The sequence below is a fragment of the Spirosoma luteolum genome, from assembly GCF_054778875.1.
This window is the reverse complement of sequence record NZ_BAAGZE010000005.1, coordinates 208109-226778: the sequence shown is the minus strand read 5'-3', so window position 1 is coordinate 226778 and position 18670 is coordinate 208109. Positions and strand designations below refer to the sequence as shown.

At 57.8% G+C, this 18670-nt stretch carries 16 protein-coding genes; 12 read left to right on the top strand and 4 right to left on the bottom strand.

Annotated features, from left to right (window positions below; all coding sequences use genetic code 11):
* Window positions 1-7 precede the first annotated feature (7 nt).
* Window positions 8-874 (top strand): bestrophin-like domain, encoded by an 867-nt coding sequence (locus ACYVAC_RS08610; protein WP_461097210.1) that lies wholly within the window; start codon window positions 8-10, stop codon window positions 872-874.
* On the opposite strand, the gene ACYVAC_RS08605 is transcribed toward ACYVAC_RS08610, so the two are convergent.
* From ACYVAC_RS08605 to epsC, 3 genes are all read right to left on the bottom strand, one after another.
* A complete protein-coding gene (locus ACYVAC_RS08605) occupies window positions 868-1737 on the bottom strand; it encodes a YitT family protein (protein ID WP_461097209.1) in 870 nt (289 codons plus the stop codon). The two genes, ACYVAC_RS08610 and ACYVAC_RS08605, sit on opposite strands and share 7 nt — an antisense overlap.
* Window positions 1738-1825: 88 nt before the next feature.
* A complete protein-coding gene (gene cysK, locus ACYVAC_RS08600) occupies window positions 1826-2734 on the bottom strand; it encodes a cysteine synthase A (RefSeq protein ID WP_461097208.1) in 909 nt (302 codons plus the stop codon).
* Window positions 2735-2801: 67 nt separating this feature from the next.
* Window positions 2802-3647, bottom strand: coding sequence for a serine O-acetyltransferase EpsC (gene epsC, locus ACYVAC_RS08595; protein WP_461097207.1), 846 nt, complete (start codon window positions 3645-3647; stop codon window positions 2802-2804).
* Between the two features lie 221 nt (window positions 3648-3868).
* Here epsC and ACYVAC_RS08590 point away from each other — a divergent pair, with 221 nt between their 5' ends.
* Entirely contained in the window at window positions 3869-5107 is a 1239-nt protein-coding gene (locus tag ACYVAC_RS08590) for a PQQ-dependent sugar dehydrogenase (protein ID WP_461097206.1), read from the top strand.
* A gap of 125 nt (window positions 5108-5232) precedes the next feature.
* Complete coding sequence (locus ACYVAC_RS08585) at window positions 5233-6234, top strand: helix-hairpin-helix domain-containing protein (protein ID WP_461097205.1); 1002 nt, start codon at window positions 5233-5235, stop codon at window positions 6232-6234.
* 69 nt (window positions 6235-6303) lie between these two features.
* Here the strand turns inward: ACYVAC_RS08585 and ACYVAC_RS08580 are convergent, their stop codons facing one another.
* Window positions 6304-7104, bottom strand: a complete 801-nt coding sequence (locus ACYVAC_RS08580; protein ID WP_461097204.1) for an LOG family protein — start codon at window positions 7102-7104, stop codon at window positions 6304-6306.
* Between the two features lie 186 nt (window positions 7105-7290).
* Between ACYVAC_RS08580 and rpiB the strand changes: the two genes are divergently transcribed.
* The 9 genes from rpiB (at window position 7291) to ACYVAC_RS08535 (ending at window position 18648) form a co-directional block, all read left to right on the top strand.
* Window positions 7291-7725: a ribose 5-phosphate isomerase B gene (gene rpiB, locus ACYVAC_RS08575; RefSeq protein ID WP_461097203.1), complete on the top strand. Its 435-nt coding sequence runs from the start codon at window positions 7291-7293 to the stop codon at window positions 7723-7725.
* Window positions 7726-8167: 442 nt separating this feature from the next.
* Entirely contained in the window at window positions 8168-8977 is an 810-nt protein-coding gene (locus ACYVAC_RS08570) for a hypothetical protein (protein ID WP_461097202.1), read from the top strand.
* A gap of 349 nt (window positions 8978-9326) precedes the next feature.
* Window positions 9327-11798: a CHAT domain-containing protein gene (locus tag ACYVAC_RS08565; protein WP_461097201.1), complete on the top strand. Its 2472-nt coding sequence runs from the start codon at window positions 9327-9329 to the stop codon at window positions 11796-11798.
* Between the two features lie 358 nt (window positions 11799-12156).
* Window positions 12157-12735, top strand: a complete 579-nt coding sequence (locus ACYVAC_RS08560) for an RNA polymerase sigma factor (protein ID WP_461097199.1) — start codon at window positions 12157-12159, stop codon at window positions 12733-12735.
* Window positions 12735-13430: a tetratricopeptide repeat protein gene (locus ACYVAC_RS08555; RefSeq protein WP_461097198.1), complete on the top strand. Its 696-nt coding sequence runs from the start codon at window positions 12735-12737 to the stop codon at window positions 13428-13430. The genes ACYVAC_RS08560 and ACYVAC_RS08555 overlap by 1 nt, the downstream gene beginning before the upstream one ends.
* A gap of 15 nt (window positions 13431-13445) precedes the next feature.
* The gene (locus ACYVAC_RS08550; RefSeq protein ID WP_461097197.1) at window positions 13446-14675 is read left to right on the top strand and encodes a hypothetical protein; all 1230 of its coding nucleotides are present in this window, start codon (window positions 13446-13448) and stop codon (window positions 14673-14675) included.
* A 25-nt stretch (window positions 14676-14700) separates the two neighbouring features.
* Window positions 14701-15333 carry a hypothetical protein gene (locus tag ACYVAC_RS08545; RefSeq protein ID WP_461097196.1) on the top strand — a complete coding sequence of 211 codons (633 nt, stop codon included), beginning with the start codon at window positions 14701-14703 and terminating at the stop codon, window positions 15331-15333.
* Complete coding sequence (locus tag ACYVAC_RS08540; RefSeq protein ID WP_461097195.1) at window positions 15300-16775, top strand: M48 family metalloprotease; 1476 nt, start codon at window positions 15300-15302, stop codon at window positions 16773-16775. The genes ACYVAC_RS08545 and ACYVAC_RS08540 overlap by 34 nt, the downstream gene beginning before the upstream one ends.
* 157 nt (window positions 16776-16932) lie before the next feature.
* A complete protein-coding gene (locus tag ACYVAC_RS08535; RefSeq protein WP_461097194.1) occupies window positions 16933-18648 on the top strand; it encodes a CsgG/HfaB family protein in 1716 nt (571 codons plus the stop codon).
* Window positions 18649-18670 lie beyond the last annotated feature (22 nt).

Here is an 18670-nt window from a genome sequence, read left to right as displayed (position 1 = left end):
CTCGCCCATGATGCAGTCAGTGGGTGCCGACGAAACGGCACGTCTGGTTGATGACGATCTTCTGTTTATGCGTTGGATGTATGATCTGCCAACCTGGCTGTTCGGCCTGTTGGTAGTGAGCGTTTTTGTGCTGGTATCGCTGCTGGGGCTGCGGCTCTCCCACAGCCGGATCCACAAAAGCGCCATTGCCAGTTTAATCGACAATGGTACGGTGGGCTGGTTTTTTTCGGGCGTTTCGCTGCTCTACGGGCTGCTGCTGGGTCTGCTGACAGTGGCTACCTGGGGCAGTTTCACGCAGGCCAGCAGTCTGGCCTCGCAGGAAGCATCGTCGATTGCCGTGCTCTATCGGGATCTGGGCGGATACCCGCAGCCGCTGAAAACCAGGCTGCAGGGCGAACTGCGGGCGCATACCGACTTCATCATCCGGAAAGCGTGGCCCGCGCAGCGGCTGGGTTTTATCTACGAAAACAACTACCTGACCCGCTTCCAGCAGGGACTGCTGACGTTCGAGCCGCAGACAACGGGACAGCAGGTGCTGCATGGCGAAACGATTCAGGCGTTCAACCGCCTGGTCGACGTCCGCCGGCAGCGCATCGAATCGGTCAAGGGGAGTGTGCCGGGTGTGCTCTGGAGCGTGGTGTTGCTGGGTGCCCTGGCTACCATCGTCTTCTCCTACCTGTTTCAGGTCGAAAACCTGCGGCTCCATGCGCTGCTAACGGGTATTCTGGCCGGTATGATCGGGCTGCTGGTGTTTCTGATTGCGGCTCTCGACCACCCGTACTGGGGTGAAGTGAGCGTGCCAGCCGATGCCTACCAGCTGGTGCTCGACCGGGTCATGGACAACAAACTCGCGATTAAGGCGGTCGATCAGTGAAGCGGGCGCGGTTTGATTTTCCCTCCAGCCACATCATCTACGCTATGCTGAATCACGAAGGCGTGCTCGTCGATACCGTAGATAAGCGAGCGTAGCCGGCTCAATTCGAGTCGGGTCAGCACCACGTAGAGTACGGTCGAGTTTTTCTCGCGGAGCCCCTGCTTGCCGTAGCCCTGTTCGCCGGTCAGCACCGTTACGCCCCAGCCATTGTCGATAATGCCCTGCCGCACCGCTGCATACTCTTTCGAGACGATGAGTACGGCCGTGTATTCCTCGATGCCGTGCAGGACGAAGTCGATGGTTTTGGAGGCTGCGAAGTACGTAATCATCGAATACAGCGCCAGATCGATGCTGAGGAAGAAGGCGGCCGCGCCGAAAATCAGCACGTTCATCACCAGAATCACGTCGCTTACTTTCAGGATGGGTTTGCTGCGCGAGATCAGCAGGGCCGCAATCTCGGTACCGTCGAGCACGGCGCCACCCCGCATGGCCAGCCCAATACCGGCTCCGATAAAGAAACCGCCGAATACCGAGGTAAGGAGTAGATCGGGCGTCACGTCGGGGTAGGGGATCACCGTCAGGGCCAGCGAGAGCCCCGCCATAGCCAGCGTACTGCGCAGGGCGAACCGGCGGCCAAACTGCCTGTAGCCCAAAGCAATAAAGGGCAGGTTGATGACCAGCAGCAGAATAGCCAGCGGAATACCCGACAGGTTGGCAATCAGCATGGATACCCCCGTTACGCCCCCGTCGATAAAGTGACTGGATAGTAAAAACCCTTTCAGACCCATACCGGCGCTCAGCACGCCGGCCACGATCAGTATGATGTCTTTAATAAGTCGGGACGTTGACGAACGGGTTGCCATAAGTGCGTTGAGTGGGTTTAGTGAAACGTGAGAAAACAGAACCGGGTCGGTGACGGGTGCTCAGTCCTCCGCTACCGACCCGGCTACCTTAGTAGAGGCCATCGACCGAGAGATACCGCTCGCCGGTATCGTAGCAGAAGGTCAGGATGCGGGCCCCGGGCCGGAACTGCGGCAGCTTCTGCGCGACCGCGGCCAGCGAAGCCCCCGACGAAATACCGACAAAAATGCCTTCTTCGCGGGCCACGCGCTGCGCCCAGGCAAACGCATCGTCTTTGCTGACACTGATGGTGCCGTCGATCGCGTCGGGGTTCAGGTTTTTAGGAATAAAACCCGCACCGATACCCTGAATGGGGTGGGGGCCCGGCGCGCCCCCGCTGATCACGGGCGACAGTTCGGGTTCGACCGCGAACGTACGCAGGGCCGGGAAATGGTCTTTCAGGATTTCGGATACACCGGTGATGTGTCCGCCCGTGCCGACACCGGTAATGAGGGCGTCGAAGCCTTCGGGGAAGTCGGCCAGAATTTCCTGAGCCGTGGTGGCGCGGTGGATCGCCACGTTGGCGGGGTTCTCGAACTGCTGCGGCATCCAGGCGCCTGGTGTGGCCGCTACCAGCTCCTGTGCCCGCTCAATGGCGCCCCGCATGCCTTTCTCGCGGGGCGTCAGGTCGAACTGCGCCCCGTAGGCCGCCATAATCCGGCGCCGTTCGATACTCATCGACTCGGGCATGACCAGAATCAGTTTGTAGCCTTTCACGGCGCACACCATGGCCAGGCCGATGCCGGTATTGCCCGATGTTGGTTCGATGATGGTGCTGTCGGGGGTGAGCAGGCCACTCGCTTCGGCATCGTCGATCATGGCCAGTGCAATCCGGTCTTTGATGCTGGCGCCGGGGTTGCTGCGTTCGAGTTTCATCCAGACTTCGTAGTCGGGAAACAGCCGGCTCAGTCGAACGTGGGGCGTTTGCCCGATGGTGTCCAGTATGGAGTTTGCTTTCATAGGGTGTAGTGGTTGGGGTAAGGTATTCTCGCAGCGGAAACGGGCACAACGGCCGAATCGGCGCCGGTCAGATAACGAAATTGATGGGCTCCGGCGCATCCAGCGATTTGAGCCGGACGTCGGTCTGATGCTGATGAAAGACCAGCGAGTGGGGTTCGACGCTCTGGGTCAGCCAGACGTTACCGCCAATGATCGAGTCGTGGCCTACCACGGTGTGCCCGCCCAGAATGGTGGCGTTGGCGTAGATCACCACGTTGTTTTCGATGGTCGGGTGCCGTTTCTTCTGGGCCATCGACTTGGCCACGTAGGTAGCGCCCAGCGTCACGCCCTGGTAAATCTTGACGTTGTCGCCGATAACGGTTGTTTCGCCGACAACCACGCCCGTACCGTGGTCGATAAAAAACGACCGGCCGATGCGGGCGCCGGGGTGGATATCGATACCCGTCTGCCCGTGGGCATACTCGGTGAGCATCCGGGGCAGCAGGGGCACGTTGAGCAGCAGCAGCTCGTGGGCAATGCGGTAAACGGCAATGGCGTAGAAGCCCGGATACACGGCTACCACCTCTTCGACCCCGACTGCCGCCGGATCGTTGTCGGCAATGGCGTGGGCATCGAACAGCAGGTTGTCGTAAATAGCCGGCAGCCGGTCGAACATATGCGCGGTCAGTACTTCCGGCGTATCGGGCAGGTTATCGGCTAGGGGGCACAGCAGGTTGATGAGCTGGTCGTTAAGCGACTGGTAGGTTTCTTCGATATGCTGGGAAACCGACTGGCAGTCCTGCGTAACGGGAAACAGCAGCCGCATGAGCTGATCGATAAACTGACCGGCTGCGGGCCGCGACGGCAGCTTGTAACGATACTGACTACGCTGAGCCAGCAGGTGGTCGAGAAAAGGCGAATTGGCAACGGTCATGACTGAACGAAGGACCCGGCTAACCGGCGGTTGATAGTAGAAAACATACCTCGGTGTGAGGAAGGGCGCCAACACCCGGTGGCGGGCGGTATGACCGAAAAGCCCCGTCCGACTGGGTTAGAACCCCCAATTTCAACTCCATACGGCCCTGTTAAGTTCGGGCCCCGGGTTTGGTGCCTCATTTGCAGGATGGGGCTCCGTATCGTTTCGATTTCCGGATCATGTTCTATAAAGCACTAACTGCACTCAGTATATCGCTGGCCATGACGGCCGGGGTTTCGTGGCTCATGTCGGCCGCGATCGAGCCCCGAACCGATGGCCAGACCAGCCCTGTGTCGGAAGCATCGCTGCTGCCCGATTTTACCCGTTCCGATGCGCCAAAAGCAGCCGTTCGGGTGCAAAACGCGTACCCCAGACTGACCTTCGATTCGCCCGTCGAATACACCTACGCCAACGACGGCACCAACCGGGTATTTGTGGTGGAGCAGGCGGGCCGTATCCGGGTGCTCGACAACCGGCCCGACGTAGCCACGGCCGGTACCTACCTCGACATTCACAAGCGCGTCGCATCGGGCGGGGAGATGGGTTTGCTCGGGCTGGCGTTTCACCCCAGGTTTCGTGAAAACGGCTACGTCTACGTCAACTACACCAAAGACAGCCCCCGCGAAACGGTGGTGAGTCGGTTCAAGGCCAGTTCAGCCACGGCCCCCACCATCGACCCGGCTACCGAGGTCGTGCTGTTTACATTTCCCCAGCCTTACGCCAATCACAACGGCGGCAAAGTGCTGTTTGGCCCCGATGGCTACCTGTATGTGTCGACCGGCGACGGCGGCAGCGGGGGCGACCCGCAAAACAACGCCCAGAATCGCAAAAGCTGGCTCGGAAAAATCCTGCGTATCGACGTCAATGCTACGGACAAGGGTCAGTACGGTATCCCGGCCGATAACCCGTTCAGAGGGCAGGGCAACGGTGTGCGCGAAGAAATTTTCGCCTACGGCCTGCGCAACCCGTGGCGAATCAGTTTCGACGATCAGAAACGACTGTGGGCCGGTGACGTGGGGCAGAACGAAACGGAAGAAGTCGATATCGTTACGAAAGGGGGTAACTACGGCTGGCGCATCCGCGAAGGCCGCGACCCTTACAACGACAAAGGCAATCCACCGGCCAGTAACCTGATTGGTCCCATCTGGCAGTACAGCCACCAGAACGGCGACGTGTCGATAACGGGCGGGCAGGTGTACCGGGGCAGTCAGCTGCCGGCGCTGAAAGGCCAGTATATCTATGCCGACTACGCCAGCGGCAAGGTGTGGGCCCTCGCCAGCACCGACGGCAAAAGGGCCACCAACCGCGAGCTGTTGCCTAGAGCCGGGTCGATATCGGCTTTTGGGGAAGATCAGCGGCACGAACTCTACCTGTGCGATCTGGGGTCGGGTAAGATTCTGAAACTGACCGCTAACTAAAAACTCGCTCACTGAACCGGCAAGACGGGCCACCCTGATCCATGCATCGGGGTGGCCCGCTTGTGTTTTTGATAAGTAACGCATAGGTTGGTGACCGTCGACAAGAAGTCGTCTGCCCACCGTCTATGTTCCGTCGTATTACGTCGCTCCTGAGCGACTTTTTTCGCCTGCCGCAGCCGGAAGGCCGTGGTTTGCTGGTCCTGATCGGACTGATCAGTCTGACCCTGCTGGGGTCGCTGCTTTACAAACACCTGGCCCGCCCGGCGCCCACCGACACCCTGGCTACAGACCAGCGTACGCTCGATAGTTTGCTGGCCCTCATGAAAACGGATGCCGCCCGACAGTCCCACTACCGGCGGGGCGACGATGCCGACCGGGTGGCTGCCGAACGGTCGGGCGGAACGCCCCGCCGGTCGGCTGAGCGGTTTGCCTTCGATCCCAATACCATCAGTGTCGCCGACTGGCAGCGGCTGGGGTTACCGCGCTGGCTGGCTGAACGAATCGACAAGTACCGCAGCAAGGGCGGGCAGTTTCGGCGGCCCGAAGATTTGCAGCGTATCTACTCCTTTCCGCCCGATCTCTACCGCGAACTGGCCCCCTACATTACACTGCCCGAGCGCCGACCCGGTCAGGAACGCTACGCCGGTGCCAGTACCCGCTACCCCGACCGGACACCGGGCCCCAGTGGTGAGCCGCGCGGGGCCGACCGCCCCCGCTACGTGAAACCCGTTCTGCAGCCGTTCGACATCAACACGGCCGATACTGCCCAGCTGGTGGCGCTCAAAGGCATTGGGTCGGCACTGGCGGGACGCATCGTCAAATACCGCGATGCGCTGGGTGGCTTTGTCAGTCCGGCGCAGTTTGCCACCATCTACGGCCTCGACTCGCTGGCGCTGGGCGAGCTGACGCACTACGCCCAGGTGCGGTCGGCCCCGCGCCGGATACCCATCAACACGGCCAGTGCGGCCGATCTCGACCGGCATCCGTTTATCAGCCGGCGGCAGGCCGAACTCATTGTTCGCTACCGCGAGCAACACGGTGCCTACACGTCGATCGAATCGCTCCGGCCCATCCGGATGCTCGATGCGGCCACCCTCGAAAAGATCAGCCCGTACCTGACCTTCTGAAACAGCAAACGAGCGCAGAAGCCCCCGGCTGGTGGGGTGCTGCGCTCGTCTGGCAGGGTAAGTGTCGACTCAGAAGTTCGGCTTCAGCAGGTATTTGCTGTAGAAATCATCGATGGCTTTAACAGCCTCGGTAGGCGTGTCGACAATGGTAATGAGCTTCATGTCTTCGGGGTTGATGTTGTGTTCCTGGTTCAGCATCACCTCGGTAATCCAGTCGATGAGGCCTTTCCAGTAATCCCGGCCAACCAGCACGATGGGGAAGCGGGCGATCTTGCGGGTCTGAATCAGCGTAATGGCTTCGAACAGCTCATCGAGCGTGCCCATACCGCCGGGCATGACCACAAAACCCTGTGCATACTTAACAAACATCACCTTGCGTACGAAGAAGAAGTCGAAGTTGATGCTCTTGTCGGGGTCGATGTAAATGTTGCTGTGCTGCTCGAAAGGCAGTTTGATATTCAGACCGACCGATTTGCCGCCCTGCTCGAAAGCCCCTTTGTTGCCGGCTTCCATAATCCCCGGTCCACCGCCGGTGATGACGCCGTAGCCATGCCGAACCAGTTTGGCGGCAATCTCCTCGGTCATCTTGTAGTACGGGTTGTCGGGCTTGGTACGGGCCGAGCCGAAGATCGACACACAAGGGCCAATCTTGGCCAGCTTGTCGAAGCCTTCGACAAACTCAGCCATCACTTTGAAAATAACCCAGGAGTCGGCCGTTTTAATTTCGTTCCAGTTGTGATCCTGAAACGCTTCCTTAATTCGTTGCTCGTCGGGGGTGAGTAGCAGTTCGTCGCGTTTCGGTAGGTCGGTGGTGATGCGTTCGGTGCTCTGGGTTTCAGAGCGTTGAACGTTTTCTTTTGTTGATTCCATGAACTAGTTAACTAAAAAAGGTAATGGGCGTGTCGGGTAGGCACGTAACCGGTTATCGTGAAATTCGCCCGTTGGCCGGGGCTGATGCAGGGTCAAACGGGCCCGCTTTTTCGTAGGGCGGAATACAATAACGGATATTTTTGCAAAAACGTTTTTATATCCGCCACTAATTGCGTGTTTACGCTTATGCTTCAGCACATTGCCCTCGGTGCCGACCACGCCGGTTTTGCCTACAAGGAAGCCATCAAGTCGTGGCTGATCGATCACCAGTATACCGTTGAGGATTTTGGTACCTACAGCGCTGATTCGGCCGATTACGCCGATTTTGCCCACCCGGTAGCCACGGCTGTCGAAGAGGGCCGGGCCGGGCGGGGCATTCTGATCTGTGGGAGTGGGCAGGGGGTCTCGATGACAGCCAACAAACACCAGGGCATCCGGGCCGCGCTGGTCTGGCTACCCGAACTGGCGCAGGTAACCCGGCAGCACAACAACGCCAACGTGCTGTGCCTGCCCGAGCGCTTCATCGACCTCGACACGGCCCTGGCCTGCGTCGACGCGTTTCTGACCACCGAATTTGAAGGCGGCCGCCACCAGCGCCGGGTCGATAAAATGACCTGCTGACGGGGGGCGCCCGGAAAGCTGCCTGCTGTTTAAATGACCATCGGCCGGTGCCGGGGCTGGGAATCACCCGCCCGGCACCGGCCGATGGTTTGTTTGCTAACGTTGCTGTTAGCCAGACGGTAAGGTGTTTGTTTTTCGAACGAGGTCTGTAACTTGCACCTATCTGTGTCAAGCGGCTAAACTGCATTGAAACGCTACGGACTGTCTATACGCCAGACGCGGCACCCAGTAATACTGTCAGCTCATCAGGTATAAAATGAGATATTACTCCACACCAACAATTACATTCTTTTGTACGCTGGCCGCCCTATGCTGGCGTTGCGAAGCTGTGCCGCCCGAAGCCGATCGGCTGCTCTACATCAGCGCTGATCGAAATGACAAGGCAGGGGCGCCGACAGTGCCATGTGCAGTTCGCTATCGAATCGCCAACACATTTCCCCGAATGGATACAGACGGGCAACGCCAGGCCATTCGGGCCGGGCTCGACGTGTGGCAGCGCCTGAATCCCCGGATCGGATTTCTGGAACTCAGCGCCGAGGCTTCACTGATCGTCTCGTTTGTTGCCCCGACCGAGCTTCCTCATCCAACAACGCCGGTAGGCATTGGCCTGTTGCCGGGAACAGTGCCCGTGCTGGCCGGTCTTCGATCAGAAGCCGGTGGCAGGCATATGCTGTTGCTGAGTAATGGCCACGACTGGACCCGGTCGGAACTAACGCGAACCGTGGCCTACCATGCCGGTCTGTTGCTGGGTATGGCGACATCGTCGGATCCGATGTCGCTTATGTCGCTGGTTGCCAGTGGGGGAGTGGTTCGGGCATCTAAAGCCGATTCGCTGGCCATCAATGCGTATTATACGACGCCCTGCAAAGATCTTACGGCTGTTGATCTACCTTTTACACTGACGGTTGGCGGTCCCGTTTCTAAAACAATTCGCTTCAGTAAAGATGGTGTGGTTTCGATCAGTGCATCGGGCCAGATGAAAGTCGGTGAACTGGTCGGCAACAGTGGGCCTGAAGGCAGGGAGTTTGGTGTGCTGGGGTTTTCGCTGGCCGACTATAGCATCGATCGGACTCTGAATCATGCTGCCCTGATCTATAAACTGAACACGGATACCCAGTGGCGACTTTGCGGCCGTGCGTGCAGCTTTACCAGTAATGGCCAGAGTTATGCCGACCTGATTCTGGGCGTAAACGACCGCGATCTGACTGATAATGCTGGTGGCTACAATGTAGTAGTTAGTTATCGGGAGTAACCCACTAGAGCCTGATCCTATGACCATCCGACTTGCTGGTGGGCTGCTCTTCCTTTTGCTTATAAGTCCGCAACAGGGCAGGACACAATCGGTGCTGGCCGACCAGTATCGGCAGCAAGCCGAAGCTAGTTATGCCAAAGGCCAGTTTCAAGCAGCCCGACACTGGTATACCAGGGCTTTCCGGCTGGTCTATCGCACCGATCCGGTGCGGGCCGCTAACCTTTGTGTTGATCTGAGTAGCCTAGACTATATGGATCAGCGGCTGAACAGTGCAATTGACCGGTGCCGGTTGGGGCTAAGCCTTTTCCACACTCAAGAAACTCGGCCCGACTCGGTAATATTCAAGCTGTTGTCAAGTCTGGCAACCTTCTATTCGGCCCGCTACCGCCCCGATTCAGCGCAGTATTGCTTTCGGCGGGCCGATGCATTACTAATCCAGAATCCACGCATCGAAACGGAAATACCGCTGTATGTACTGTACCACTTCAACAATCAGGGAAACTGGTTTTTCCGGCTTGGCAACTACACCCGAAGCCTGGTTGTGCTAACGAAGGCTCAGACCATCGCCAATCGTTTTGCGCTGACCGACGAAGTTGCGTATATCGAAAGCAACGTGGCCGGGTGCTACAATACCATGGGGCAGCATGAGAAAGCGCTCATTCATATGCGCAGGGCGGCCGCACTAAACATAACCGATCGCGTACGCTGGCGCTATACGCTGGGTATTGGCTGGACACTGCACGCCCTCGACCGCCCTGCCGAAGCGCTACAGTACCTGCGGCAGGCAGATAGGCAGCTGGTACGGCTCCGCCGGCAAGCGGCCGATCACGTACCTGATCAGATCATGGTTTGGCGCATGATGAGTAACTGCTACCGGCTGGCCAATCGCCCCGACAAGGCCGAGCAGTATGCCAGCCGGGCCGTCGACCTGCACCGTCGGTATTTAGGCCGGCATGGGGGGGGGCTGGCTCAGGCCCTGCTTGAGGTAGGGCAGAACTACGAATACCGACGCCAGCTTAGCCCGGCATTGCAATCCTACCAGGACGCTATACTGGCCGTTTGCCAGGATACAGCCCGGCCCGGTGTGCTGGCGTACAATCCGCCCTTGGCCAGCGCAACCGACGAAACCATACTGCTGTCGGCGGCAGTTCGCAAAGCACGGGCGTTGAAACAATTGTATGTCCTTACGCATAACCGGGCGCACTTACAGGCCTCGGCGGCTACGTATCGGTACTGCGTAGAGCTTCAGCAACGCATCAGGCATGGCATCGATGCTGATCAGGCGCAGCTTGTGTTTTCCGAGCAGCAGCACAGACTGGTGCCCGATGCGCTGGCAACAACAATGGAACTCTATGAGCTACACCGCAGTTCGAGTCTTCGCGAAACGTTGTTCAGCCTGTTCGAACAATCACAGGCAGCCAGTCTTCGGGAAGCACTCCAGCAGCAGATGAGCCAGGCACGAGCCATTCCGACCCGGTTGCTGGAGCAGGAACACCGGCTGAACCAGCAGATTAGGGCGCTGCAAAGACGTATGCCCGCCGAAAGTCTTGGTGCCGCCGAACTGAACGCGCTTGAACTGCAGCGGCATCGTCTGATCGAAACATTCCGACAGGATTTTCCGGCTTATTACCAGCTCAGCTACCAGCCCAACGTCATCAGTACCCGTTCATTACAAAAACAACTGGGCGAGCAGACTGCCTACCTGGCTTATGTCAGGCAGGCCACATCGCTGTTTATACTGGTAGTAACAGCGCAGCAGGTAGCCGTGGTTCGACAGCCTATCGACTCAAGTCGATTTGAGCAGGCACTGACCGCGCTCAAAGGGGAGTTATACCAAGATCCGCTACTGAGACAATATAAAGGTGCTCCATACGCGACATTTCTCTATGCTGCCTGCATCGAACCTGTTCGGGCCTACCTGGTCGATAAAACACGACTCGTCATCAGCCGCGACCTGAGCTTGCAGGCATTGCCCTTCGAGGTGCTTGAAACCGGGTGGCGCGCGCGCGATTATCTGGCGCGCCGGGTATCCATTGCTTACGCATCGTCGGCGCAGTCTTTTTTTGCCGCCCGTGAGCAACTATCTGGTTCCCGCCCTACGCTGGTTGTTGCTCCGTTTGGACAGGCCGGCGTGGAAGGGGGGAGCGCTGGCGAGTGGGGCGCCCTCCCCTCGAGTGAAGCCGAAGCCCGTCAGATCGGGGGTGAGTTATTGCTGGGCCCCCGGGCCAGTCTGCCGGCTCTGCTGGAGACACCACTTGATCGACCGGTTGTGTACTTTGCCACACACGCTCAGGCCGATGACAGCGACCCCGCAAACGCCTACCTGGTGCTGTATCCGGGAAAAACAGCCGACCGGCTCTATGCCGATGATATTTGTAACCTGCCTCTGGCTGCAACAGGTCTGGCGGTGCTGGGCGCCTGCGAGGCCGGCTCAGGCCGGACCGTGAAGGGGGATGGAATACTATCGATTGCCCGCGCCTTTTTGTATGCCGGCTGCCCGGCCGTGGTAACGACACTCTGGAAGGCCAACAGCCGAACGACATCTTTTCTGACGTTGCGGCTCCATCGATATCTGAAACAGGGTTACACCATAGACCGGGCCTTGCAACAGGCGCGGCTCGATTTTTTTGCCTCGCCCCTGGCCGCCAAGTTCGACCATCCATATTACTGGGCCAACTATATTCTGTTGGGGAATTATCGACCTGTGATGGCCCAGCCATCGCCCTGGTTATCGGACTGGTGGGTTGTTGGGCTGGCAACATCGGTTCTGGCCGGCTGGGTCTGGAAACGTCATCGACCCCTGCCCACGGTTGCCCGCTAGCAGGGGTCGAAACAGGTGTAGTACCACTTAGTTAGGCCATCCTGTTTTGGGTGGCTGTTCGGCCGTTTCGCTCGACCGAGTCAGGGTAGTTGCCTTGGTACGAGGGGTAATCGAGTCAGGCTGGCATGATAACAGGGTGGTCGATACCGCTAAAAACACCAACGAAAGGAGATACTTGGTACGGGTAGCCATAGTCGTAAAAGATTGAGAGTGGAAACGACGAATTCGGCCGAATTCCCCTCTTAATGGCAGACCGGATTAAGTTTCCTGACAGGGCGCGTTTTTTTTTTGGAGTTCGCTGCTGTTACCTCCGCGGTATTGGCGGGCATCAATACACAAAGCTGCTTTCCTCTACACCATGCCGAAATCGTTTACAGATCAACAGATTTATGATGGTCTACGTACGAAAGATGTGCGGTTGATCGACACCATTACCTGCTTTCTGTACAGTCAGTGCCAGCGTAGCATCACGCACATGGTTGTCAGTAATAGCGGAAATTCGGCCGATGCCGACGACTTGTTTCAGCGGGTGATTCTGGATTTTCTAAAGAACACCTGGGATGGGACGTATCAGCCCCAGCAAGATGTCCGCGTGACGACTTATATATATGGTATTGCCCATCGGCGATGGCTCAAGGAACTACGACAGCGCAATCGAACCGTCAGGCGGGAAATAGTCTACACCGATCAGTCGATTACCGGTCAATCGCACTATAGCAGTCCGGAACAGGATATCATTCAGCACGAAGAAGATAGATGGGCACTGACCATATTCAGTCAGCTGTGCCCCCTGTGTCAGCAACTACTCGAAGGATTCTACCGCGATAAAAAAACGATGCGTCAACTGGCCGCCGAGCTGCAGCTGCGAAATGAAGAGAACACAAAGACCAGGAAGTATCGATGTATGCTTAGATTGAAACAGCTAATGAACAAGTGATGAAACGACCATCCGATAAACAACAGGAACACCACTGGCTTGAACAGTATCTACATGAACCACAGAATAGCGACCTGCAGGCAGTGGTCGATGCCGAGCGAAGACGCGACCCGGCGCTAAATGCTGACGTGGAATGGCTTGGTCAGGCACATACATTGCTGGATGACGCCTTTGCTCAGCAGCAGGCCCTGGAAACCCTCCGGCGGTGCCAGCAGCAGCACCGATGGCGGCAGCAGCGCCTGCGTCTGGCTCGCCGAACGCTGGCCTGGGCAGCCGCGACAGGGCTGGTATTGATAGTCTATCTGTCAACATCGTCCATCGTACTGCCTAGTTCGGAGAATGATGTCGAGGTAACGCGTAGTCTCACCGATTCTGACAGCGTACCGGGCGTTCGGAATGATACCGTTTATCGACAATTTCTGGAAGGGCAGGCCAACCTGCTGGAGGGGCAATACGCACTGGCGGTGCCAAATTTTGAGCGCGTAGCCAGGGCACCCGACATTCGTCCGTTTTTTCGGGAGGCAGCCCAGTGGCACCTGGCTATCGCTTATCTCAGAAGCAATCAGCCAGATAAAGCCGAACGTATTTACAGGCAGTTTGCGCAATGCGTCGATTGCGAATACCCCATTGGTACGGTCAATCGTGTCCGGCTTTGGTGGCAGATCAAGTGGGCAAAATGGCTGCCCAAACCGTAACTAGTTGTAGCTACCATGAGGTTGTTCCCGCGTCGCAATCGTGGCGAAAAACAAGGCGCCGAACAGCGCGAAACAGCGTTAGCCGGGTGGCCTGATACCACATCGCCCGCCTTCGGTGCGCAGTTTCAGGCCCTGTTCGATCCACTTATCCGTGAGCGGCTAACGCAGGCCGAACAGGCTGATGCCTGGCTGGTGGGTATGGTACGGGTCGAGCTCTTCAGTCTGCTCACAGGGCTGCCTGACCCAGGCATGTTCGCAGCCGATCAGCACCGACTGGTGGTGGCTCAGCTCGTGGATGCCTGTCGATGGCGGGGGCTGATTCGGCGGCAAGACCCCAAAGCCGCCCGGTTTTCAATCGACGCCCTGGTGCAACAAAGCCGACACTGGCAGGTGGCCATCGAGCAGGTGCTGACCCAGCTTCGACAGGGCCCGCCTGCCAACCAGCTGAAACGGCTGGCCAGCCTGCTGACCGACAGCGACGTTGACGCGGTGGTCTACCGAACCATGCGCGCCTTACTGACAGGCTGGTGCAAAGAGTCGTCTACCCTGGAAACTGCACCCGTATTCTGGCTGCGTAACAATGGCATTGAACTGCGGCCTCAGCTGTTCAAAGAGTATCTGACTGATCAGATCGCCCTGCGGGTCTACCTGTTTCATTCCCGAGAGGAGGCCTATTTTATTGAAACGGCAACGCTGATTGTCTCAGGCTGGGTCAGGCAGAAAATACGTCGACAGGTCGGGGCACTCACCGACAGACTGAGTGCCGGTATCGAAGACATGATTAGTAAGGTGAAGTTTGACTTTATACGTAAGTGTGATCGATACGCCAGCCAGCCTGAGGAGTTTATGCTCGACGCCCGGCTAACAACGTTCCTGTATGCATTTGTCAAAGTAAGCCACGCCATTGATAAGCTGCTGGAGTCGGTGAGCAGTAGCAGCCCGCAAACAGCGGCCGAGTTTGACGAATGGATGGTTCAGACTGACCCTGTGACCGGGTTGCCCGAAACGGCCGACGACGCTGGCGATGATTATCTGGATGAGCAGAAGCGCTGGCTCGACCGCTTACTGGCTCGACTGCCAGGCGATTGTGAGAAACTTATCCGTAGCCGGTATAACAATGAATACAGTGATCTGGTCCCCTTTTTTACGCTCAGTATTGCCTATAAGCAAAATCAGAAAACGCTCGAGGGGAAAGTGAATGCGTGCCTGGAAGAATTGAAAGAAATGGCCAGTAAATTAGCTTAAACCGTGCGGTAAGCGCTTTCCCTGCATGACCCCTTTACAACGACAGGAACTAATTGCCAAATATCGGCAGGGAACGCTGACCGACGACGAGATGCGGCAGGTGCAGCATCTCTTACAGTCTGATCCGGCGTTTTACACCGATCTGATGCTGGAGCAAACACTGGCCGAAGCAGCCTGGGAAGAAGCCGGACGAGTAGCCTGGAAAACAGTAGGTCATGGCCCTCTGCAGTCGCGTCAGCCGGTCCGGCCGGTCTGGCGTTCCTATGCTCTGGCTGCGTGTCTGACCCTGCTGCTGGCCGGTGTGTGGCTGGTCTGGTGGCTCCGGCAGACCCCCGCATCGTCGGTTCTAAAGGTTAAAAAGCAGGATGTGTTTCTGCTCGTTGGCCGCGATGACCGGACGCGACTCGGATACGATAATTACGCTGGCTCGATCTGGCTTATCTGGCAGCAGACCAATCGGCCTGCGGGTAAGACAGCCTACCGGTTCTGTCAGGACACACTGCGTATCTACCTGCGTGCGGCTCAGGACACCGTAGCGTGGCGCGCCACCGTGTTTCGATTTGATCCCAATCAGCAACGCTTGTACCTGGCTCAGCCAGGCAAACCCCTTTTTCCGCTCCTCGAATGTGCCGACGAACCGCAACCTATCGTACCGTAGGCCTGTTACTGGCCACCCTGTTATTGACCGGCCCGGCTTCGGGGCAGTTGTTGCGCGGCCGCTGCGACTGTGCTGATATTGTGTCGGCCGACGGAAGGGGCTATCTCGACAGCGAAGAAAAAGCGGTGGCGATGGTCAATGGGTTGCTGGCCGACATAAGCCGCTACGGGCGGTTCCGCTTCAACGAAACCATTCAGGTTCGGGAAACCAGTTGTGCTGTTCCCAGTGCGCTGATTTGTGGGGTTCGCCTGAACGGACGGCTCCTGCGCCGGGAGCGACTCATCAGCTATAACAACACATACCTTAGGCGGATCAGCAAACAGAAGGGGCCTGCAACCTGGATCGACTGGCACGTACTGGCTCATGAGATTGGTCATCATGTGCTGGGGCATCTGGATGGAGGCAGCCCCATTTTGCCTATCGACAGGCTGTACCGCCAGGAGACCGACAGCAAAAAGCAAGTCCGGAAGTCATCTGCCATCGATGGGCTGCAGGCCCGCGAGTTCGAAGCTGATTTTTTTGGATTATGGCTGTTAAGCCGGACCAGCGAGCGATTCTCGTTTCCGGCCTTCATCAACAGTTTCGATACTACCTACATCCAAACGGCCGGGGCCGATCCGTATCTGGGTGGTATGAAAGACACCGGCCCGCATACAGCACGACGAGCGCCTGCCGAATCGGCTGCGCATCCGTTCTTCAGCGACAGAATCTGGGCCATGACGCGATTTTGGCAGAAGCTGCACACGGAACGGTCCACACTGGCCAAAGCCAGTTACTTTTCAGATGCGGCCAGCGCAGCCTATGTCGAGCGGCATCCCGAACGCCTGTTCTGGGATGTGGGCGTAGTGGGTGGCCTGACAGTGGTGGGTAAACCCGCTTTTTCGGTCGATGGTATGCCGGTGGGCGGGCTGCTCTACACCATGCCACAAGCCCTGAATTGGTATGGGGGGCTCTCGGTAAGGCGCTTCCGGTGGTTTACTCCCTGGCAATACGAAGCCGAACTGGCTTACTCGACGCAACGCTACGGAACCACCGTTTGGGATGGCAAGGTCACCCGCCTGCTCGAGTCTCTCACGGTGCGCTGGCTTACGCTGGCCCCCAAGCTAACCTGGCAGTCGGGCGCATCCCGCATAAACCGGTTGTTGGCGCACCAGGTAAGCGGGTTTGTGAGCGTTGGACCCATGTTACGCTGGCCACTGGGGCTTTCGTACCAGAACTATGCAGCAGGAGCGCTCACAACCACGCTGCCCCAGGTTCTGCCGTCGCTACAACCGCGGGTATCGGTAGGCGTGGCGCTATTGAAAGAAACAATCCGCCCACGGGCTGTGCGTCTGGCGCTGAGTTACGAGCCTACATGGATTCGGTTCGATGCAACGCCCAGGCCGACGGTAGTTTCACACAACCTCGACCTGACGCTTACCAGTGCATTGGCACGCTGGTAAGCGTCAGGTCGCTCAGGCCGGGCCGGCTACCGGTACCATAAAATAATTGTGGGGTCGGTTGTTACATACAGGCCAGGCGCGGGTATTCACTAACAGACAGCCACCCCGGGCCGATGTTCGGTTCGGACCCCTGTTTATAACCACACCATTTCTCGTTATGTCTATCCGTTTACGTACAGGCTGGCTGACCATTGGGCTGGCCCTGGGTTTGTTCGCCGATTTGTCGGCACAGAAAACGCCTGAAATTACCCTCGAAAAAGTAGCTGAAAAATGCAAAGGGTTAGCACGCGATAAGCGGGTTGTCGTGAAAGTAGCCCGCTTTAACGTTTCGAGCCGTTCGGCTCAGGCCCATGAAACCTTTGGCGATGAACTGGCTACCATGCTGACCTCGGCCATTCAACAGACCAACTGTTTCCGAGTGATGGAGATGAATCGCAATGTAGCCGATGCGACGGGGGAAATGGCCTTTGCACAGGATGGATTTACCGATGGAAGTGGCCCGCAAACAGGCAAAATGGCGGGCGCTCAGTTGATCGTGACGGGTGAAGTAACCGACTTCACAGCAGGCAATAAGTCGACGCAGGTAGGAGGCTTGAACTTCGGCGGCAACACGGCGACAGTTGGTTTCACGCTTAAATTGCTTAATCCGCAAACAGCTGAACTGCTGTTTAGCCGCGACATAAACATGAAGGGCAACTCGTCGGGGTTTCGCGGAATGCGGCTGGGTGGCCCAAATGGAATCGCTATTGGTGGATCGACGGAAAATCGGGCCGTTCAGGATGCCATGCAGAAAGCCATTATCAAAGCAGTTGAAGTGATGGCCGATGCCCGCGATCAGATCGAATTACCCGAGCCAGTCAAGCCCCGTGACGTCAAACGGTTTACCGCGCAGAACTGTCAGATGTTGCGCAACGGATCGCCCAAAGTAATTATCCTGGTTACGGAGGCAACCATGGCCGGCACGGCCCGGGATGAAAACACCGTAGACCTGAACCGGCGCGAGCGCGAGCTGGCCCTGCGCGAGCGGGAAGCCAACGTGGGTATTGCCCGCGACATTGTGCAGGGGCTGTTCAGCCGCAAACGCGACGATGCCAAAAAAACGGCCGAACCCAACAGCCGGCAAGCGGCTTCCTCGGCAGTTTTCAAATCGGTGGTGGTGGAGCAGACCGCCACCGAGACCGAGCTGACCCGCCAGTTTGTCGAAGCTGGCTTTCGGGTTGTCGATCCTAAAATCTACGGCAAAATGCGTCATATGGCCGACTCATCGGCCGACCTGGCGGCTCTGGCGTCGATCGGTCTCAAAATGGGAGCCAACATCATTATAACGGGGCAGGCCCTGTCGGAGCGTACCAACGGGCAGGGGGGGATGGTGTCGGCGCGGGCCCGGCTCGAAATTCGCGCCATTGCCACCGAAGATGGGTCTATTCTGGCCACCAACGCAGTATCGGGTGGCGGTATCGACGTATCGGAAGCCGTTGCCAATCGGGTTGCCATCCGGAACGCATCGGAGTCGATGACGCAGTATCTGCTGGACCGCCTGTGTGCTATGAATATCCAATTCGCCAGTGTGGGCACTACCAGCAGAGCCACGGGCCGGTCATCGGCACCGGTGACCGCTGTACCGGCGGCTGCAGTGACAGATATCGATGTGGTCAATACTACTTATGCCAAACTGACGGCCGTTGCCGAATGCCTGAAAAAGAATCCCAGCGTGAAAGCGGTTCAGAAAAACCTTAAAGGTACGGATGGCGTCCTGCACATCGAGCACCTGGGTAAAACCGACGAACTCATCGATCTGCTGGGTAAAAATCCTGCGCTCCGCTTCGAGGTGGTGCGTCTTGAAGATGGTAAGGCCAGTCTGAAAATGAACTGATCCCGCTGTCACCTACCTGCCC